This is a genomic window from Granulicatella sp. (assembly GCF_057274575.1).
The window spans coordinates 1-20,632 of record NZ_DBHISP010000012.1 but is presented as its reverse complement, the minus strand read 5'-3'; the positions used below and the strand labels follow the sequence as shown (position 1 = coordinate 20,632).

The 20,632-nt window shown below is 36.6% G+C and carries 22 protein-coding genes; 19 read left to right on the top strand and 3 right to left on the bottom strand.

Annotated features, from left to right (window positions below; genetic code table 11):
• Nucleotides 1-89: 89 nt before the first annotated feature.
• Together ACO5V7_RS06910 and ACO5V7_RS06905 are read left to right on the top strand one after the other, a co-directional pair.
• Complete coding sequence (locus ACO5V7_RS06910; RefSeq protein WP_485485586.1) at nt 90-1,637, top strand: ATP-binding cassette domain-containing protein; 1,548 nt, start codon at nt 90-92, stop codon at nt 1,635-1,637.
• An 11-nt stretch (nt 1,638-1,648) separates the two neighbouring features.
• Nucleotides 1,649-1,891 (top strand): type IIL restriction-modification enzyme MmeI, encoded by a 243-nt coding sequence (locus tag ACO5V7_RS06905; protein WP_485485609.1) that lies wholly within the window; start codon nt 1,649-1,651, stop codon nt 1,889-1,891.
• Nucleotides 1,892-2,113: 222 nt separating this feature from the next.
• Here ACO5V7_RS06905 and ACO5V7_RS06900 read toward each other — a convergent pair whose 3' ends face one another.
• Nucleotides 2,114-2,317, bottom strand: coding sequence for a hypothetical protein (locus tag ACO5V7_RS06900; protein ID WP_485485585.1), 204 nt, complete (start codon nt 2,315-2,317; stop codon nt 2,114-2,116).
• 281 nt (nt 2,318-2,598) lie between these two features.
• Between ACO5V7_RS06900 and murQ (ACO5V7_RS06895) the strand changes: the two genes are divergently transcribed.
• From murQ (ACO5V7_RS06895) to anmK, 9 genes are all read left to right on the top strand, one after another.
• Nucleotides 2,599-3,513 (top strand): N-acetylmuramic acid 6-phosphate etherase, encoded by a 915-nt coding sequence (murQ, locus tag ACO5V7_RS06895; RefSeq protein ID WP_485485584.1) that lies wholly within the window; start codon nt 2,599-2,601, stop codon nt 3,511-3,513.
• Nucleotides 3,513-3,839, top strand: a complete 327-nt coding sequence (locus tag ACO5V7_RS06890; RefSeq protein WP_485485583.1) for a PTS lactose/cellobiose transporter subunit IIA — start codon at nt 3,513-3,515, stop codon at nt 3,837-3,839. The genes murQ (ACO5V7_RS06895) and ACO5V7_RS06890 overlap by 1 nt, the downstream gene beginning before the upstream one ends.
• 10 nt (nt 3,840-3,849) lie before the next feature.
• Nucleotides 3,850-4,212 carry a hypothetical protein gene (locus ACO5V7_RS06885; RefSeq protein WP_298650221.1) on the top strand — a complete coding sequence of 121 codons (363 nt, stop codon included), beginning with the start codon at nt 3,850-3,852 and terminating at the stop codon, nt 4,210-4,212.
• 19 nt (nt 4,213-4,231) lie between these two features.
• Nucleotides 4,232-4,540, top strand: a complete 309-nt coding sequence (locus tag ACO5V7_RS06880) for a PTS sugar transporter subunit IIB (protein WP_298650223.1) — start codon at nt 4,232-4,234, stop codon at nt 4,538-4,540.
• A 19-nt stretch (nt 4,541-4,559) separates the two neighbouring features.
• Nucleotides 4,560-5,897, top strand: a complete 1,338-nt coding sequence (locus ACO5V7_RS06875; protein ID WP_485485582.1) for a PTS sugar transporter subunit IIC — start codon at nt 4,560-4,562, stop codon at nt 5,895-5,897.
• Nucleotides 5,898-5,963: 66 nt separating this feature from the next.
• The gene (locus tag ACO5V7_RS06870) at nt 5,964-7,055 is read left to right on the top strand and encodes a DUF871 domain-containing protein (RefSeq protein ID WP_485485581.1); all 1,092 of its coding nucleotides are present in this window, start codon (nt 5,964-5,966) and stop codon (nt 7,053-7,055) included.
• 5 nt (nt 7,056-7,060) lie between these two features.
• Nucleotides 7,061-8,521 (top strand): glycoside hydrolase family 1 protein, encoded by a 1,461-nt coding sequence (locus ACO5V7_RS06865; RefSeq protein WP_485485580.1) that lies wholly within the window; start codon nt 7,061-7,063, stop codon nt 8,519-8,521.
• 86 nt (nt 8,522-8,607) lie between these two features.
• Entirely contained in the window at nt 8,608-9,444 is an 837-nt protein-coding gene (locus ACO5V7_RS06860; protein ID WP_485485579.1) for a MurR/RpiR family transcriptional regulator, read from the top strand.
• Nucleotides 9,444-10,586, top strand: coding sequence for an anhydro-N-acetylmuramic acid kinase AnmK (gene anmK / locus ACO5V7_RS06855; RefSeq protein ID WP_485485578.1), 1,143 nt, complete (start codon nt 9,444-9,446; stop codon nt 10,584-10,586). Before ACO5V7_RS06860 ends, anmK begins: the two co-directional genes overlap by 1 nt.
• Nucleotides 10,587-10,643: 57 nt before the next feature.
• Here anmK and ACO5V7_RS06850 read toward each other — a convergent pair whose 3' ends face one another.
• Both ACO5V7_RS06850 and ACO5V7_RS06845 read right to left on the bottom strand, forming a co-directional pair.
• Complete coding sequence (locus ACO5V7_RS06850) at nt 10,644-11,495, bottom strand: N-acetylglucosamine kinase (protein ID WP_485485577.1); 852 nt, start codon at nt 11,493-11,495, stop codon at nt 10,644-10,646.
• 57 nt (nt 11,496-11,552) lie between these two features.
• Entirely contained in the window at nt 11,553-12,356 is an 804-nt protein-coding gene (locus ACO5V7_RS06845; RefSeq protein WP_485485576.1) for a MurR/RpiR family transcriptional regulator, read from the bottom strand.
• Between the two features lie 138 nt (nt 12,357-12,494).
• Between ACO5V7_RS06845 and murQ (ACO5V7_RS06840) the strand changes: the two genes are divergently transcribed.
• The 8 genes from murQ (ACO5V7_RS06840) to ACO5V7_RS06805 form a co-directional block, all read left to right on the top strand.
• A complete protein-coding gene (gene murQ / locus ACO5V7_RS06840; protein WP_485485575.1) occupies nt 12,495-13,400 on the top strand; it encodes an N-acetylmuramic acid 6-phosphate etherase in 906 nt (301 codons plus the stop codon).
• A gap of 4 nt (nt 13,401-13,404) precedes the next feature.
• Complete coding sequence (locus tag ACO5V7_RS06835) at nt 13,405-14,832, top strand: PTS transporter subunit EIIC (RefSeq protein WP_485485574.1); 1,428 nt, start codon at nt 13,405-13,407, stop codon at nt 14,830-14,832.
• The gene (locus ACO5V7_RS06830) at nt 14,819-15,850 is read left to right on the top strand and encodes a MupG family TIM beta-alpha barrel fold protein (protein WP_485485573.1); all 1,032 of its coding nucleotides are present in this window, start codon (nt 14,819-14,821) and stop codon (nt 15,848-15,850) included. The genes ACO5V7_RS06835 and ACO5V7_RS06830 overlap by 14 nt, the downstream gene beginning before the upstream one ends.
• Before the next feature lie 129 nt (nt 15,851-15,979).
• Nucleotides 15,980-16,900 carry a peptidase U32 family protein gene (locus ACO5V7_RS06825; RefSeq protein ID WP_485485572.1) on the top strand — a complete coding sequence of 307 codons (921 nt, stop codon included), beginning with the start codon at nt 15,980-15,982 and terminating at the stop codon, nt 16,898-16,900.
• 11 nt (nt 16,901-16,911) lie between these two features.
• Nucleotides 16,912-18,153 carry a peptidase U32 family protein gene (locus ACO5V7_RS06820; protein ID WP_485485571.1) on the top strand — a complete coding sequence of 414 codons (1,242 nt, stop codon included), beginning with the start codon at nt 16,912-16,914 and terminating at the stop codon, nt 18,151-18,153.
• A 31-nt stretch (nt 18,154-18,184) separates the two neighbouring features.
• The gene (locus tag ACO5V7_RS06815; protein WP_485485570.1) at nt 18,185-18,514 is read left to right on the top strand and encodes a zinc ribbon domain-containing protein YjdM; all 330 of its coding nucleotides are present in this window, start codon (nt 18,185-18,187) and stop codon (nt 18,512-18,514) included.
• Between the two features lie 764 nt (nt 18,515-19,278).
• Complete coding sequence (locus tag ACO5V7_RS06810) at nt 19,279-19,842, top strand: TMEM175 family protein (protein WP_485485608.1); 564 nt, start codon at nt 19,279-19,281, stop codon at nt 19,840-19,842.
• Between the two features lie 159 nt (nt 19,843-20,001).
• Nucleotides 20,002-20,632 (top strand): FAD:protein FMN transferase (locus ACO5V7_RS06805; RefSeq protein ID WP_485485569.1); only part of this gene is annotated, 631 nt, incomplete at its 3' end.

Genomic DNA, 20,632 nt, shown 5'->3' with positions numbered 1-20,632 from the left:
ATAAAGGGAATAATTCTTTTTAAGACAAATTGCCAAAAAATATAAACCACTTGACTTTGAGTTTTTGAGTTCTTTGGAGGAGGATAGAAATGATTAAATATTTAAGAAAAGAGATGTTGGGAATTATATTAAATATAGTAGGGCTATTTACTGTATCGGGTTTACAAGTATATGCTGCATTACGTATGACGAAGGTTGCTGAATATATTATCCAACAAAATGTAAAAGTATTTATGTATGAAGTATTCCTTATTTTGGGATTATGGATTGTTAGTCTAATCATTTCATATTATCAGACAGTCTATCAAGAAATCGTTATTCAAAACATATCTAATGATATGCGTAGTGATATGTCATATGCTTCATGGAATATAAAGGCTAATTATATTGATAATCAAGAACAAAAGGAAATCGAGTCCTTTCTTCAAAACGATGTAAATATGATTGAAAATAAAGTGCTGAGAAGTATCTTTGGTATGATACGATTTATGTTGCGTGCTATTTTATCTTTAATTGCTTTATTCTACATCCATTACTTGTTATTCTTAGTTAGTCTGATTTTGTCGATTATATTATATTTTATTCCTTTGCTGACAAAGAAAATGGTGTCCAATGCTGGAAATCAAGTTTCTGAGGCGAATAAAAGTTACTTGAATAAAATTAATAACATGATGAAAGGGATTGATGTTCTAAAAGAATTTGGAGGATTAAATTTTTATCAGGATACATTTAGTCAAGAGTTATTGAAAATTAAGAATAGTCGAGTGCTACTTGCTAAAGAAACGAGCAAGGTCACATTTATTATTTTTCTACTAAATGTAATTAGTCAACTATCTGTCATTTTTGTAACAGGTTTATTGATACTAAATAAGTTGATTTTAGTGGGTGCAATCTTGTCTACAACCGATTTAGCAATGAAGTTATTTGATTCAATTTCTGCGATTAATCAATATATGACTATTATCCATTCTTCAGTCCAACTGTTAGATAAAATTGATAAATTTGAAGGAAGTAATGATAAAACTGTTGAAAAACCTGTTTTATTATCGTGGAATAGTGTATCTATTTCAGATTTAGAATTCGGGTATACAACGGATCGCATGTTATTTAGCAACGTTAACTTACAGTTAGATAAAGGAAAATGGTACGTACTGAGCGGTGCTTCCGGTACAGGAAAGTCCACACTATTTAAGCTGTTATTACAACAACTAGAGCCCCAAAAAGGTGTCATTTTGATTGATGGTATTAATATGACAGAATATAACACAGACAAATTGTTTAGTTATTTAAGGCAACAAGGATATATGTTTGACACAAGTATCAAGGAAAATATTTTACTAGGAAAAGATGAGTCTGATAATTTTAAGGAGATTATTAAACAGTTAGATATTGACTTAACTAAATCTATAACTGATTTATCAGGTGGAGAAAAGCAAAAAGTTGCAATTGCTAGGTTACTGGTAAATCCCAATCCGATTATTTTATTAGATGAAAGTTTTTCAAGTATCGATATTGCCAGCTCAAAAATGATTTTAGAAAATTTATCTAAATTAGATAATACAACGGTTATTATGATAACTCATCGCATGCAAGAACTAGAAGATATAGAGTATGAGACAATAGATATACTTAACTGAAGTAAGGAGAAATTATCTTATCTCAATACAAAGATTATAAAAATACACCAATAATAGTAATTCCAAAAAGTTCATTTGAAAACAAAAGATATATATCAATTGGGATTGTTAATCCGGATATAATTGTAAGTAGAAATCCGATAATAATTGCCAATGTAAATTTATGGATGCTTGGAAATTTCACTTCTAATGTTCTTAAGATTAAAAAGAGCTTGATAATAGCTTTTCTAATGGGAAAGTTTCCATTACTTTAAAATAATTTTTAATGACATGTTTAAAGGTCGGACTATTCAGTCCGACCTTTTTTACATAGTTAGGAAGGTATCGTATCTGGAATAAGTTACGTTAAAAGAAACTCCCCCTTTACTAGATTCTTTAGTAAAGGGGGCAAATGAGATTTGCAGTGATTATTTATACAAAACTTTCAAAAAAAGTAACCCTATAAAATGAACCGATGACTATTCTTAAAACTTTTATCACCAATCATCAAATATATCTCTTGGATTTTTCCATAAAAAGAAATATAAAAAATCTCCTACCAACATAGCTAAAAAACCCATACGAAAATGATAATCATTAAAAATCGAAGAATCGTAAAAAGAATAGACTAAAAACACAGACAATAAAATTCCCATAAGTTTTGTTGCTTTTTTAAAGGCATAAACTGCATTGTTGAACATTATTACCACCTCATTTTCTATATTCTTATGTATACTTATATTGTACTACACTAAACTTTTACTATTTAAAACATCTTTTTTTAAAGCAACATCATTAATATAAATATAATAAGGATGCTTTCTATGATTTTATAGAAGCATCTTTTTTTAGAGAACAGTAGAAACAGTATGACGGTAAAAAAATAAAAATTGAAATTATTTTTCAAAAAATAAAACAATTTTATAAAATACTATTTCATTGTTAGCGGTTTTATGGTAAACTGTTTTCAGAAGGAAGTGGAATGATGACAGAAATTATAAAATTAGACACTGAGAAAAATAATCAACGAACAATGGATATTGATGTCTTATCGACAGAAAAAATCCTTCAAAAAATTAATGATGAGGATCAGCTGGTAGCCTCCATTGTTGCTAAAAACATTCCTCAAATAGCTCCTTTAGTCAATCAAATTGTTGATCGAATGCAACAGGGTGGGCGCTTATTTTATATTGGAGCGGGTACTTCGGGAAGGCTTGGTGTATTAGATGCTGCAGAATGTCCTCCAACCTATGGAGTAGATCCAGGGCTAGTGATTGGACTCATTGCTGGTGGTGAAAAAGCGATGTTTATTGCACAAGAAGGTGCGGAAGATTCACTGGATCTTGCTAAAAAGGACTTAACTGATTATCAACTAGGGGATAAAGATACGGTGATAGGCTTAGCCGCAAGCGGACGCACACCTTATGTGATTGGTGGATTACAATTTGCAAGGGAAATAGGAGCTTTAACAGGAGCCATTTCATGTGTACAAGGTGCCGAAATTTCTAAATTTGCACAGTATCCTATTGAAGCAGTTACCGGTGCAGAAGCAATCATGGGGTCTACAAGAATGAAAGCCGGAACAGCACAAAAACTCATTCTCAATATGATTTCCACTAGTGTTATGATTAAGCTGGGGAAAGTGTATAAAAATTATATGGTGGACTTAAAACCAAGTAATAAAAAACTCGTCATTCGTTCAAAAAATATGATTCGGACATTAACGAGAGTTAGCGAAGACAGAGCGGAACAACTGTATGAAGAGAGTGGACACAGTGTAAAGAAAGCACTCATTATGGAAATCATGAATGTGGATAAAGAAGTAGCAGAAAATGCTTTGAGAAATGGAAGTGGGCATATCAAGCGGGCTATCCAATTTTTAGGGGGTGATATTTAATGCAAGATATGGAGCTAATTATTTTTGAAATCATCAGCAATGGTGGGAATGCAAAAGCTTTAGTCTATGAGGCTATGGAAGAATCTGAAAAGGGAAATTTTGAAGAAGCTAGAAGCTTATTAAAAGAAGCAGATACTTTTTTAAATAAGGCTCATCAAGTTCAAACAGATTTAATTCAAAAAGAAGCAGCGGGAGAAAAAAATGAGGTATCGGTGCTTTTTGTACACGCTCAAGACCACTTAATGACTTCTATTGAAGTAAGAACTTTGGCGGAAAACATCATTCGTATGAATGAAAGACTTTGGAAGTTAGAGCATAAAGAATAAGGAGATTAAGATGTCTAAATTTAGAAAATGGAACGTAAAGAATTTGGAGCAAAGTAAAAATTATAAAACAGCTTTAGGAACAACGGATTATGATATCCCAATGTTTGGTTATAAAAGTGTTCTTTTGATTATTTTGTCGATTGTGCTTTCAATGTTTTTGATTCCAGCAATTTGTAATATTATTCAAATTGATTTTAAGTGGCCATTTGTCATTTTTGGATCATTGATTGCAGGATTTACAGTTTCTTTTTCGCAGTATTTCGTAAACTCCAAAATAGGGATAACGAAATCCTTTTGGTGGGTTGGAAGTATTTGGAGCATTTTAATTGGAATTATATACTATTTCCTTGTAATGACCGGAGTAATTTTATAATTGACAGGAGGTGAAAAAGATGAAGATTTTATTAGTTTGTTCAGGGGGTATGTCTAGTGCGATTGTCGCTAAAGCATTACAAGATGCAGGAACGAAAGAAGGATTAGACATTCAAGTGGATGAATGCGGAACGCAAGCTTTTGCTGAAAAGGTGAAAGAGGATTATCAAATTTCACTAGTGGCTCCTCAAATCAGACATCGCTATGATGTGTTAAAAGTGAGTGCAGATGAAGCAGGTGTCCCATGTTTATTAATTAAGCCACAAGGATACACTCCTTTAGGAGGGCCAAAATTACTTCAGCAAATAAAAGAAGAATTAAATATTTAATCAGAAAGAGGGAATATTCATGTTTGATAAAATCACAGAATTCATGGATACAAAATTATCAACTCCTATGGCGAAACTTGCTGAGCAGCGCCATTTAAGAGCTATCCGTGATGGTATTATTGCAACTCTACCAATTATTGTTGTTGCGTCAATGTTTTTAGTAATTGCCTTTCTTCCAAACTCAATGCCAAAAGATTGGGAAATTACACAATTTATTCAAGCAAACCAAGCTAAAATCTTATTGCCTTACCGTGTTTCAATGTACATTATGACACTATACGCAGTTTTCGGAATTGGATTTTCTCTAGCATCTTCTTATGATCTAGATGGATTATCTGGGGGTATTTTAGCGGAATTAGCTTACTTACTCACTATTATTCCTAAAGCAATTCCAGCTGCTTCAGTAGAAGTGAAAGCTTTAGCAGAATCTAGCGAACCTTTGAAAAATTATTTATCTTCATTGCCTTCGGGATTTGTTCTTCCTATGAGTAATTTGGGATCTGCAGGGATGTTTATCGGGATTCTATCTGCCTTTATTGCCGTTGAAATTTATCGTTTCACGCAAAAGAGCGGATTCAAGATTTCAATGCCACCTCAAGTTCCAGCGTCAGTTGCGCGTTCTTTTGAAGCTTTAACACCAACAGTAATTGTATTATTACTCGTTTCAACAGTTACCATGTTTATTGGTATCGATGTTCATAAAATTGTAGGCAGTATCGTTGCTCCATTAGTACAAGCGACAGATTCAATCTTTTCAGTTATTATCGTGATTTTCTTATCTCAATTCTTCTGGTCATTTGGTATCCACGGTTGGTCAATCGTTGGTTCTCTTGCACGACCATTATGGTTAGTATTGTTAGAAGAAAATACTTCAGCATTTGCGAGCGGTTCTGCAATCCCTAATATTGCAGCTGAACCATTCTATCAATGGTTTGTAATGATTGGTGGTTCTGGGGCTACTATCGGATTAGCTATCTTACTAATCTGGCGTTCTAAATCTGCATATGGTAAATCTCTTGGTAAGACAGCATTTATCCCTGCAGTATGTAACATCAATGAGCCTTTAATCTTCGGTACACCAATTGTATTAAATCCACAATTAATCATTCCATTTATTTTAGCTCCATTAGCAAATGGGGTATTAACTTGGATTGCAATGTCTGCTGGATTAGTAAATAAAGTTGTAGCTAGTGCGCCTTGGACACTTCCTGGACCAATTGGAGCATTCCTAGCTACAGGTAGTGACTGGAGAGCAATTGTATTAAACGTAGTATTAATCTTATTATCAATTTTAATTTACTATCCATTCTTTGCAATGTACGACAAAGCATTACTAGCTCAAGAGCAAGAGCAATAAAAATGAAACTTTGAGCCCTGTTCGAGTAGCAGGGCTTTTCTATACTAAATTTTAAGGAGAAAATGAATGAGAAGATTAGGAGTATCTATATATCCAGAAAAAAGTACGGTAGAAGAAATCAAGAACTATCTTGAAGAAACGAGTCGTTTAGGATTTTCTAGAGTTTTCTCTTGTCTATTATCTGTGAATAAGCCTGCAGAAGAAATAAAAAAAGAATTTAAAGAATTGAATGCATACGCCCACGAACTTGGCTTTGAAGTTATCGTGGATGTATCTCCAAGGGTTTTTGGAGAATTAAATATTTCTTATAAAGACTTATCCTTCTTCAAAGAAATAGGGGCAGATGGCATCCGCTTAGATGCTGGCTTTTCTGGTTTAGAAGAATCAATTATGACGTATAATCCACAAGGTTTAATTGTTGAAATCAATATGAGCAACAATGTTCACACCCTGGATACGATTATGGATTACAGACCAAATAAATATAAATTATATGGATGTCACAATTTTTATCCACATCGTTATTCTGGTTTGAATCTTGATTTTTATAAAGAATGTACGAAACGTTTTAATGACTATGGACTGAAAACGGCCGCTTTTGTGACTTCTCAAGATAAAAAAGCATTTGGACCTTGGCCGACAACAGAAGGACTACCGACACTTGAACTTCATCGCGAATTGCCATTAGCGGTTCAAATTAAACATCATATTGCAATGGAATTAGTGGATGATATTTTAATCTCAAATTGCTATCCAACGGAAGAAGAGTTAGCTTCTCTGAAAGGTCTGGATTTGGATTTGGTCACATTTGACGTTGAGTTAGTCGAAGGTCTTCCAGAAGTCGAAAGAAAAATAGTATTAGAAGAATTCCACTTTAATAGAGGAGATCAAAATGATTATTTCATCCGCTCTACTCAAAGTCGTGTGAAGTATAAGGGGCACTGTTTTGAAGTATTTAACGCTCCTGCTCAAATTAAACGAGGTGATATTTTAATCGAAAGTAGTGAATATGGTCATTATGCTGGAGAATTACAAATCGCCTTGAAGGATATGGAAAACTCAGGAAAAACAAACGTGGTTGGAAAAATTGTAGATGTAGAGCAATTTATTTTAGATGAAATGAAACCATGGCAAAAATTTAAATTTAGAATAGGATAATCAAGATGGAACAACGAAAGAAAATTTTATGGGGTGGAGCAACCGCGTCTAGCCAATATGAAGGCGGCTTTTCAAACGGAAAGGGTTTAGATACACAAGACTGTAGAGCTTATTTGCCTCGTACTTCTAATGCAACAGAAGAAACAAGATTATTGACTAAAGAAAAAATCGAGGAAGCTAAAAGTGCTCACTCGGACAAATATTATCCATTTAGAAATGGAACAAAGGGATTTAAGCACCTTGAAGAAGATATCAACTATTTGGCGGAACTTGGGTTAGATTTATACCGATTCTCGATTAGTTGGGCAAGATTATTCCCTAATGGAGTGGAAGAAGTTCCAAATCCTGAAGGTGTTGCATATTATGATAAGGTTTTTCAATTATTAGCTGAAAAGAATATCAAAATATTCCTTACGTTAAATCACTATGCAATGCCTATTTACTTGGTGGAAAATTATGGAGGATGGAAAGGTAGAGAATGTATCGAACACTTCCTACGTTTTGCTCATTTTGTGTTTGAACGATGGGGAAGACAGGTAGACTATTGGTTGCCATTTAACGAGATTAACGCAGGATATTTTAGCCCCTACAATGGTGTTGGTTTATTAAAAGGCGAAAACGGATTTGATTTATCTGATGTTTTTCAAGCCTTACATCATCAGTTTGTAGCGAGTGCAAAAACAATAAAACTAGCTAGAGAGATGAAACTCCCAGGGCGCTTTGGCTCTATGATTGCCTGCTTCTGTTATTATCCATTAACTAGTAGACCAGAAGACAATCTTAAGCTTGTCTTTGAAGAGCAGATGAATCAATGGTACTGCATGGATATTTTATCCAAAGGAGTTTATCCGTATTATGCAGAAACATTCTTTAAACAAAAGGGTATTCATTTAACGATTACAGATGAGGACAGAAGATTATTAAAAGAAAATACTTGCGATTTTGTTTCGATTTCATTTTATACTTCATCGGTGATTACGGTAGAAGAGGCGGATAAAACAGCAGGAAACTTAGTGGTTTCTACGAAAAATCCTTACTTAAAAGCAAGTGAATGGGGATGGCAAATCGATCCAGTTGGTTTGAGAACATCCTTACATAAGGTGTATGAAAGATACGAGAAACCGATTATTGTTTCAGAAAATGGCCTAGGAGCTAGAGATGTACTGACAGACACTGGGGAAGTTCATGACCCTTATCGAATCGAGTATATGAAAGATTATTATGAACAAGCTCAATTAGCTTTGGAAGATGGTGTGCCACTAGAAGCCTATATCGCTTGGGGGATTATTGATATTGTATCGGCTGGAAGCTGCGAAATGGATAAACGCTATGGTGTAATCTATGTAGATGCAGATAATTTGGGAAATGGTAGCTACAAACGCTATAAAAAAGATAGTTTCTATTGGTATAAAGAGTTCATTAAGAATTACAAAAAAGAAAATAGTAATGAACTGTTGAGTGTATGATTATAAAGAATAAGGAATAAAGTTCGTAGCGTCTAGAAGAGAACCATAGAAAAAAAGTATTAAAGAGAGTGTGTATCATGAGTGTGTTGTATAAAATTAAAAGCTCAATGAGTGCTTTTACAGAAACCGATCGTTCGATTGCAGAGTTTGTTTTTGCCAATAGACAAATTGTTCTAGAGTCTAATGCTAAAGAATTAGGAGACATGACGAAAACATCGGCAGCTGCATGGGTACGATTTTCTAAAAAGATGGGATATAAAGGCTTACCTGCTTTTAAAGTAGCTCTTGCCAAAGAAACTCAATCGTATACAAACGAAGATGACATTGAAACTTTTTTAAACCCTCAAGATTCCTTAATGGGATTGCTTCAAAAAACGGAAAACATGTTAACACAAAATATAAGAGAAACTTTTTCTTTACTCGATTATTATGCACTAGAAAAAGCCATTGAATTTATCCATGAAGCCAAAACCGTCTTCTTGTTAGGTGTAGGAGGAAGCAGTATTGTTTGTTTGGATTTCTATCATAAAATGACTCGAATTCATCGAAATATCATGTACGATCGTGACTTGCATACTTTAATGCCTCGTATTGCGCAGTTAGATAAGAACGATGTTGTTATTGTGATTAGTTATAATGGTGAAACTGAATCGGTTAATTCCATTGCAAAAGTTGCTAAAACAATGGGAGCCAGAATTGTTGGAGTGACAAAGTACAATTTAAAATCAACACTCTCGACATTGTCAGATATTCGACTGTTTGTTCCTGTAGAAGAAAAAGAGATTCGTTTAGGATCGATTACTTCTAGGAATAGTTTATTAACGATTACAGATTTATTGTATTATGGAATTGCAAAGACAGATTTTAATGTCACGAAAGATTTGCTGGTTCGAACAAGACAGTTCATTAAGGAGGTTGAATAATGCTTGCAGTAGGGTTAATGTCTGGAACATCTTTAGATGGTGTGGATACCGTGCTTTGTGAAATAAGCGGTCAAGATGAGTCCACCAAAGTAAAACAATTATATTTTAAAACATATGATATCCCAGAAAGTTTGAGAACAAAAATAAGAAAATGCTGTAGCAGAGAATTAATTCCGGTGGATTTAATTTGTTCGTTGAATTTTGAATTAGGATATCTTTTCGCAGACGCTGTAAAGAGCCTGTGTAAAGATGCGAATGTGAAGTTGGAAGATCTTTCTTTTATAGCAAGTCATGGACAAACCATTTTCCATATTCCAAAAGCCTATGACGATTATGTGCCGAGCACCTTACAAATTGGAGAGGCAGCGATTATAGCGAATGAATGCAAAAGTAAAGTTATTTCCAATTTTAGAGTCATGGATATGGCTGTCGGTGGTGAAGGAGCTCCATTGGTACCTTATAGTGAGACTTTATTATACGGTGAAGAAAATCAAGCGGTTGCTTTGCAAAATATTGGAGGTATTGGAAATGTAACTGTCCTTCCCAAAAAAGGGGACACTAAAAAAGTCATCGCTTTTGATACAGGCCCAGGAAACATGATGATTGACGAAGCTGTACGAACTTTTTACGGCAAAAAATATGATACGGATGGCTATTATGCACGACAAGGAAATCTGATTCCATCGTTAGCAGCAGAATTAAAGGAACATCCTTATTTCAATTTGGAGATTCCAAAAACAACGGGTAGAGAGATGTTTGGAGAGCATTTTACAAAATCCATTCTTGAAAAATATCATTCCTGTGAACCCAATGATTTGATTCATACATTTACTTGGTTTACGGCCTACTCGATTGCCTATCATTATAAAAAATATTTAATTTCTGAATATGGTTTAAAGAAATGTATTATTGGTGGTGGGGGAGCCTATAATTCTTATTTACTAGAACTTATCAGAAATGAGATTCCGGAAGTAACGGTAATGACACAGGAAGAGCATGGTTTTTCTTCTGAAGCAAAAGAAGCTTTAGCGTTTGTGATTCTTGGAAATCAGACTTACCATAGAAGCCCTTCTAATGTTCCTTCTGCAACTGGAGCGAAGAAGAGTGTTATTTTAGGGCAAATCACTTACCCTACGCTATAAACCAAAAAAACTATTGTGACTTTTGGACTAGTCCCATTGGCACAATAGTTTTTTTATTTACAAATAGAACACACTCTCGGTAGCAGGACGAGAAGGAATCATTTGAAGCTCTTTGTGAAAAGTTTGCAATGCTGAAATACAACTGTTGAGTATAGTCACATTGTTTTTGATGACACTTCCCTCAAAAGCAACTGGAATAATGCTGTCATTATTGCAAGATAGTAAAGTATTTGCAATATCTTTTCCAGCCTGCTCAGCAAGGGTATGTAAAAAGTAATTTGCATCAAAAGTGGTACAGAAGGTGGCGAGTTTTGCGACTTCTGTTTTAGGTTTGGAGTACACAGTTTGTATAATGGAAGTTCGGTCAGGGAATCGCTCTTCTAGAGTAGGAATCAGTTCGCTAAAGTCTAAAGGAGATTCTGAAAAATCAAGATAATGAATATAGGTAGTTAAAATTTTCTTGCCAATCCAATAGCCACTACCTTCATCCCCTAAAATATGACCCCATCCCCCTTTTTGAATAAATTCTCCATTCTTTCGTGAAAGAAGAGAGGAACCCGTTCCGGTAATGAATAAATTTCCGTCCTGATTCTCAAAAGTAGCGATATGACTCATTTTTAAATCGGAATCTACGACAAATTTGCAAGGGATTCTTTCTTTAAAAGCGCAGGTGAGTTCTTGAATTATTGTACCTGCTCCAGCCATTCCAATAGATATTATCGAAATATCCATGTAGTTGAGCTTATTTTGAGATAGTAACTTTTCAATGACTCGCAAAACATTTGAAACAGCGAGCTCAAAGTTGACAATGGGATTGCCCATTTCTCCAATTAATTCATCAATGATTTGATTATCTTTATATAAAACACCTTTGGTCTTTGTTCCTCCAGCATCTATGCCAATTTTCATAATAACGGTCCTCTCAATTTTTATCTGTTTAGTGAATAGGGGATTTTTTAGGGATGTTTACTTCCGTAATTGGTGAGTAAATTTATAACTGGTTTCTAAAATATCATTTTGGAGACTATCTTCCTTTTGAAGAAGCCCTAAATAGAGTAAGTCAACTAAAAATAATGAATCGTTTCGGCTAGTGATAGCGGCAGAACGAATCGTATTTTCGTGTCGGGGTATTTTTAAGCAATAAGTACTTAAAGAATCTAATTGTGTATTTCCAAGTCCTGTTATAGATACGGTTGGAATTCCACGTTCTTTAGCAATCACAAACGCGGTAGCAACTTCTTTTGTTTGTGCAGAGTAACTCACACCGATGATAAGATCTTCTTTAGTGGCACTACTAAGACTTGCCAGTTGAGTATGGGAATCTGTATGGTAGATAATATTTTTCCCAATTCTGCTTAGTTTAAAATAGAAATCATTACAGACCATTCCAGAAGCCCCCACGCCAAATGCATAAATCTTTTTTGCGTTTCTCATCAGACTAATGATGTTGTTTAGCGCCGAGTCGTCGAGTAGTTCTAAAGTCATTTCATAGGAACGAGTCACGGTACTAAAAAGTTTTGATTGAATGGTTTTAATAGAGTCGTCTTTTTCGATTTGTTCATCGATAGTTTTAGTATTTTTCTGTGCGAGATGCACTTTAAACCGTGAATACGAACGATATCCAATTTTCTTAATAAACTTACTAATGGATGATGGGGAAACACCAATTTTTTCAGATAAAGTATGAATACTAGATGAGAGTACTATATCTGAATTCTGTGCAATGAACGATTCGATTTTTTTGTCTGTAGTTGTTAAATAGTTCTTCATACAATCTCCTGCTTTCTGAAATTTTATTTCCAATTCAATTATATAGTATTGAAATAAAATTTACAACGATGTATAATAATCTTAAGAAAACGATTCCAATTCTTATTCTAGTGGAATTTTAAGGAGGAGGTGGAGAAAATGGATGACATTTCCAAGTTGATGACAGAACAAGTAAATGATAGAAGTGTGGATATTGAAACACAATCGATTGGTCAGATTTTACATTATATGAATGATGAGAATAGGACCGTTACAGATGCGATTGAACGATGCATTCCTTCGATTGAAAAAGTAACTGCAGCAGTCGTACAAGCGTTTGAGAAAGGAGGTCGATTGATTTATCTTGGTGCGGGAACTTCTGGTAGACTCGGTGTTTTGGATGCAAGTGAGTGTCCACCAACCTTTGGCGTTTCACCGGATATGGTAGTTGGCGTTATAGCAGGTGGAGATTATGCCCTTCGTCATGCAATAGAAGGAGCAGAAGATGATGAAACCATTGCGCAAGAACAGTTGAAAAAGCTTGGTCTAGTCAAAGAAGATGTCGTCGTTGGAATTAGTGCAAGTGGGCGAACACCGTATGTTGTGGCAGGATTAAGCTACGCAAAAGAGGTGGGATGTTATACAGGAGCGATTTCCAATTCTCCTAATGCCGTGATTTCCAATGTAGCTGATATCGGCATTGAAGCCATTACTGGCCCAGAAGTAGTCACGGGATCGACTCGAATGAAGGCAGGAACTGCTCAGAAACTCATTCTAAATATGATTACTACAGCTGCAATGATTCGAGTAGGAAAGATTTTTAAAGGATATATGGTAGATGTACAACCAACGAATCAAAAGTTGAAACAACGTGCTACGAATATTCTTTCTAAAATTACAGGTTTTTCTCAAGAAGAGGCTAGGGCACATCTGGAGAAAAATGATTTTGATTTAAAAGTTGCTATTATCTCTCAAATACATCATATTTCATCCAATGAAGCGAGAAAAATGCTTCGAGAGAATCAAATGAATATTGTTAAAGCAATGCAAAATAAGGAGGCTTAATAAAATGGATGCAAAAAAAGTAGCAAGTGAAATTTTAAGTAAAGTCGGACAGAAGGAAAACGTAATTGGTAATGCAACGTGTATGACACGCTTGCGACTCACATTAGCAGATTCTTCTAAAGCAGATGTTCCTGCGTTAAAAGATGTAGATTCTGTACTTGGAGTTGTTAAGACGGAACAAGGACTTCAAATTGTGTTAGGCCCTGGTAAAGTAACAGAAGTTGGTCGTGAATTTTCAGCTTTAACAGGAATTGATTTAGGTAGTGTGGATGAGATTAATGCAGCAGATTTAGCGAAGGAAAACAAAAAAGAAAATAAGGCCGCACATAGGGGTCCTATCCAACGATTCTTGGAACATATCGCTAATATTTTCGTGCCACTACTACCAGGGATTATTGCTGCTGGGTTAATTAATGGGATTTCTAACGTAATTAACGTGACAACGAAAAATGCATATAACTTTGAATGGTGGTACCAAGCGATTCGTACAATGGGATGGGGGCTATTTACGTTCTTACCTTTATATGTAGGTTATAATGCCGCTCGTGAATTTAAAGGGACTCCTATTCTTGGGGCAATTGCAGGTAGTATGTCTCTAGGGATTTCAACCATGCCACTTCTATTGAAATCAGATGCAGGACAAGTGTTAATGCCATTTACTGGTAAAGCATTTAACCCAGGTGCGGGAGGTTTATTAGCTGCATTAATGATGGGGATTTTGGTAGCTTATTTAGAACGTGCCGTTGATAAAGTAATACCACAAATGTTGAAAACATTCTTAACACCATTATTAACACTAATCATTGGTGCATTCTTATCAGTATTAATCATCCAACCTGCTGGTGCTGCGTTAACTCAGGGTATTTACACAGTATTAAACTTCGTATATGAACAATTAGGAGTCCTTGGTGGGTACATCTTAGCTGCTGGATTCTTGCCAATCGTGTCTGTTGGTCTACACCAAGCATTAACTCCAATCCATGTTCTATTAAACGATCCAAACGGACCAAGTGCGGGTATCAACTATCTATTACCAATCTTAATGATGGCCGGTGGTGGACAAGTCGGTGCAGGTTTAGCATTATACTTGAAGACTAAGAACAAAAAATTAAAACAATTAACAAGAGACTCATTACCAGTTGGTATCTTAGGTATCGGAGAACCAATGATGTATGCTGTAACACTTCCTTTAGGTAAGCCGTTCTTAACAGCTTGCTTAGGATCTGGTGTCGGCGGTGTGTTAGCAGTTCTATTCCACTTAGGTACAGTATCTCAAGGGGTTTCAGGGTTATTCGGGGCTTTAATCATGGTGCCAGGAACTCAAGCACTCTTCTTAACGGCAATGGTGGGAGCTTACATCGGTGGATTTGTCATCACATGGCTTTTCGGTGTAGATGAAGATCGTATTAACGAAGTATATGGAAACAAATAGACCAAAAATTTCTTTTGGGCGCTCCATCTATATCAATCTTGGTGAACAAGTCGTTACACAAGTATTAGAAGAAATGAAAGCCGCGCGTCAAACCGTGGCTTTTACTTCTTTTCAGTTGCCAGAACATCCGCTTGAAATATCGGATATGATACGCCTTGTGAAATTAGCTCGTTCATACGAGGTGGATTTAATTCCAGATATTGCCCATAAAGATCTTACTAAAGAAAATATTGCGCTTCTGAAAAATGCCGGGCTATCCTACTTACGTCTGGATGAATTTGGGGACGAAGAGTTTATTGAACGTTGCGGAAAATCGTTTACTTTGGTCGTAAATGCTTCAACGTTTACCCAGCGTGAATATAAATTATTGGAACGACTTGGTTTTTCCCGTCAAATCATCGCTTGCCATAACTATTATCCAAAAGTGTATTCAGGCATTTCACTTTCTAAGTTTGCGGACATCAATCAAAGGTTGAAAGCACTTGGTGTAAAAGTGCTTGCGTTTATTCCAGGGGATGAGCCTTTAAGAGGACCTCTTCATGAGGGGTTGCCTACGGTGGAGATGCACCGTAACATGGATACAAGACTAGCGATTTGTGAACTTATCGCTGCGAATACCGATATGATTTTGGTTGGGGATACGTATATTAACGAATCTACACAAAAAGTCATGAAGGATTTCCAAGAGGGCTTCGTGTCGTTAAAAGCAGAAGCGCCTGCAGAGTTAAGAGGTAAAGTGCTTCATGACCGTATCGATGCTAGCGATTTTGTGTATCGTGTGTTTGGTACTCGTGGTTCAGCATTGCTGGGTGGCGAGGTTTCTACAACAACTCGCGCTGTAGGAGAAATCAATCAAGCCAATGCTCAGTACGGACGTTACCAAGGTGAAATCGAAATCACCAAAGAAGAGTTGCCTTCAGATGTTCGTCAAAATGTGATCGGACATCTACACGAGTCTGAGTTTAGTGTATTTACTGCTTTACCAGAAGGATTTGGCATTCAATTAGAAGTCGAATAACAAACAGCAATCCATCCATCACTTTTGGTAGGGTGGATTGTTTATTTTTTATACAATATTAGAAAAATGAACCTTTTTATGATACTCTAGATAAGTATAAATTTTAAAGAAAGCAAAGGGGGCCTTTGGATGATAGAGCTGATTGCAACAGTTGAATCGATCCAACAAGCAAAAGATTTGCTTGAAGCAGGCGTGGATACGATTTATTTCGGGGAAGACCAATTTGGACTTCGCCTTCCGATGTCGTTTACACGTGAAGAACAAAAAGAATTAACCAAATTGGCACACCAATATGGAAAAAAAGCGAGTGTTGCGGTAAATGCGATTTTTCATAATGAAGGAATTGCGCTCGTTCCTGAATATTTAACCTTTTTAAAGGAAATTGGTGTGGATAACATTGCGGTAGGAGATCCAGGAGTGGTTCAAATTATGAAAAATCCTGAGTATTCGATTCCGTATCGTTATGATGCTGCCGTATTAGTGACAAGTAGTCGACAAGTTAATTTCTGGGGAAAACGTGGTGCCGTTGGTGCGGTCATTGCGCGTGAAATTCCTCGTGAAGAGATGAAAATTTTGGCAGCAGGTGTAGAAATTCCAATTGAGGTTCTTGTTTATGGAGCAACTTGTATCCATCATTCAAAACGCCCACTGTTAAATAACTATTTTAACTATATCGAGAAAAAAGAATCGGTTGAAAAACGCCGTGGTCTTTTTGTGTCAGAACCAGCAGATGATGATTCTCACTATTCCATCTACGAAGATGTGAATGGAACCCATATTTTCGCGAATAATGATGTGTCACTAGCACCGTATTTGTTAGAACTAACAGAAATGGGCATCCCGCAATGGAAGCTAGACGGAGTATTGGCTCCTGGGGAAAACTTTGTTGAAGTGGCAAAATTATTCGTGAATGCTCGTAATGAAATCGAAGCAGGAACATGGACTACTGAAAAGAGTGCCAGTCTTGAATTACAAGTTCGTGCCCTTCATCCAGAGGTTCGTGGTCTTGAAGCAGGATTTTACTTATTAAATCCAGAAGATGTGAAATAGGAGAGAGTCAAATGGGAAGAAAGATATTGAAAAAACCTGAAGTACTTGCTCCAGCGGGTACTCTTGAAAAATTAAAAACAGCTATTTTATACGGAGCGGACGCAGTTTTCCTTGGTGGGGAAGCGTACGGGCTTCGTAGCCGTGCTGGGAACTTTGACTTTGCGGAAATGAAAGAAGCCGTTGATTTTGCCCATGCACATAATGCAAAAGTATATATCGCAGCCAACATGGTGACACACGAAGGAGACGAAAAAGGAGCGGGAGAATTCTTCCGTACCGTTCGTGATATCGGAATCGATGCAGCCATTATTAGTGACATGGCCTTAATGGATATCTGTGCCTCAGAAGCGCCAGGATTACCTATCCATTTATCAACACAATCTTCAGCAGCCAACTACGAAACGCTCAACTTCTGGAAAGACGAAGGATTAGAACGTGTCGTACTAGCGCGTGAAGTTTCAATGGACGAAATCAAAGAAATGCAAGAAAAAGTGGATGTAGAAATCGAAGCGTTTATCCACGGTGCAATGTGTATTTCTTATTCAGGACGTTGTGTATTATCAAACCACATGGTGCATCGTGATGCTAACCGTGGTGGATGTGCGCAATCATGTCGCTGGAAATACGGTCTATTCGATATGCCATTTGCCGGCGAAAAGAATATGGTCGGTGCTGGCGAAGAAGGGATCGAAGAGAAATTCTCGATGAGTGCCGTTGACTTAGCAATGATTCAAAACTTACCAGACTTAATCGAAGCTGGTGTAGATAGCTTGAAGATTGAAGGACGGATGAAGTCCATTCACTATGTTTCTACGGTATCGAATGTTTATCGTGCAGCGGTGGATTCTTACTGCGAAGATCCAGATAACTATGTATGTAAACAAGAATGGATTGACGAGTTATGGAAAGCAGCGCAACGTGAGTTAGCAACTGGTTTCTACTACCAAATTCCAACTGAAGAAGAACAATTATTTGGCCCACGCCGTCAAATTCCTCAATATGCGTTCGTTGGACAAGTACTTGAATATGACCCTGAAACACAAATGGCTACCGTTCAACAACGGAACAACTTCAAAGTCGGAGACCAAATCGAGTTCTACGGACCTGGAATGCGTCACCACGAAGAAGCATTAACACAATTGTGGGATGAAAATGGTGAAGAAATCGAAGCAGCTCCTCATGCCATGATGATTTGTAAAATGAAAGTAACGGAACCAGTAAAACCGTTAGATATGATTCGTAAACGTCGTTAAGATGAATTTTGAATAGAAAGAAGGAATGTAAATGTCATTACCAAATTGCCCTAAATGTGGTTCAGAATACACATATGAAGATGGCGTATTATTAGTGTGTCCAGAATGTGCGTATGAATGGGAACCAGGTTCAGAAGTAGAAGAAGGTCCTGTAGCCATCGATTCAAACGGAAATAAATTACAAGACGGGGATACTGTAACAGTCATCAAAGACTTGAAAGTAAAAGGCGCTCCGAAAGATATTAAGCAAGGGACACGTGTGAAGAATATTCGTATCGTGGAAGGCGATCATAATATCGATTGTAAGATAGATGGCTTCGGCGCAATGAAACTTAAATCTGAGTTTGTTAAAAAGATTTAATGGGAGTCCCGTAGGGACTACATTCAAGCCCTTTGGATATCTTCATAATAACGACAACAGCTGTACCGGCGTAAGCCTAGGTCTTACGCCTACCAAGCCTCAAAGATTCTCTAGAAAATAAATTTTCAAGAGAATCTAATTCGCATCGGTTACTAGTCGCTATTGTTGTTATTATAGAATCCAAAGGGCTTTTTCTGTAGTCCCTCAAGAAAACCGTAACTTTATACATGCTCATATTAAGTTTCTTGCTTCTCAGTAAGAGAAGGGTTTCGGAGTATATTGATCCATGGTCTCAATCCTACCAAGCTTCAAACTGACTCTACGGGTTTCACCCTAGAGCCAGTAATTCACATTGGTTATGACCCCGCTATTATAACTACTATAAATCTAGGGAGCTTTTTTCGTCTTTCGACTTAGTGAACTTTAGCAAACTTAGTAATAAGTTTTATTGCTTCTCGTAAAGAGAACGGCTTCGGAGTGTGTTGAGCTTAGGTCTTACGCTTACCAAGCCTCAAAGATTCTCTAGAAAATCAATTTTCAAGAGAATCTAATTCGCATCGGTTACTAGTCGCTATTGTTGTTATTATAGAATCCAAAGGGCTTTTTCTGTAGTCCCTCGAGAAAACCGGAACTTTATACATGCTCATATTAAGTTTCTTGCTTCTCAGTAAGAGGACCGGATTCGGCTTTGTAGTGTTTTTTCGAGGTGGAATAGTTTAAAATGGAAGTTGCTAGTAAGGAGTGATGTTATGGAAAAAAGAACGATGGGGCAAGAACGTTTAAGTGCATTTATTGATGCGGTGATTGCCATTGTTATGACGATTCTAGTGCTAGAATTGGATAAGCCGAAGACGCTTGATTGGCAAGGTTTATGGGAACTGCGTGAAAACTTTTTTGCGTATGCATTGTCCTTTTTATGGTTAGGGGCGATGTGGGTGAATCTGCATGCCTATTCTCATAGAACTGAGAAAATTACTCAAAAGACTGTGTGGGCTGCGATGATTATGCTATTTTTTGCTTCGCTATTCCCATATGCGACAAGTTTGATTGCGATGGATTTTTATAATGCGACCGTGCAGGTATTTTATGGAATCATCGTTTTATTCATTACTGCTGCAACATTAGTGTTCTTTAGAAGTATTTCTGAGGTGAATCCATCTGAAGAATTTCATGAAATGAGTGCAAACCGTAGCAGGTGGATCAAGTGGGATGTTTTATTTAAAGTAATCGGGCTTTTTTGTTCAGCAACTATTTTTCCAATTGGGTCGAGTTTGGCAGTGCTGATTACACTTTGTGTCCTAGTCATTCCTAATCAGTTCCGTAATTAAAATTTAATAAATAAGAACAATATGCATAGGAATAGTTTTCTTATGCATATTTTATTAGGGAAATAGACCTGCGTTCTTGAAATTTAATTTCTACTGTGTTACATTCAAAACAAGGAGTAGAAAACGCTTTTGTGTAGGAGTTTCTGTGCTTTTTTTCACATGTTTCAACTAGGAGAAGTGGCAGTTTTGGAACAGTATCATACAGGTACCATTCGATTGATGGGAACCGTCATCGAATTGAAAATTGCGCATCCAGAAGGTGAGCGTTTAGTGGCCGAAGTGTTCGAGCAATTGAAGCGATATGAGCATCGTTTTAGCGCGAATGACCCAACTTCAGAACTGATGGCTGTCAACTTGGCTGCTGGTAAACATGCAGTTAGTGTCCATCCAGAGATTTTTCATTTAGTGAAAATGGGACTGGAGAATAGTTTAGCTGCGGGGAGTCGGATGAATATTCTGATCGGTCCGGTGGTCCAAACTTGGCGAGTAGGTTTCAGCGATGCAAGAGTACCAACAGATGAAGAAATTCAAGCCAAACTTCAACTAACCGATGCAACAAAAGTCGTTTTAGATGAAGAGGATCAGACGATTTTTCTGCAAGAAGAAGGAATGCGGATTGACCTTGGTTGTATTGCAAAAGGTTATATTGCGGATCTGGTGATGCAACAGCTGAAAGAGCATGGAGTGACCTCTGCACTGATTAACCTGGGTGGGAATGTTCTCACGCTAGGTCCCGCTATTCATCATGAAGATGGGAATTGGTGGATTGGGATTCAAAACCCTAAACTCC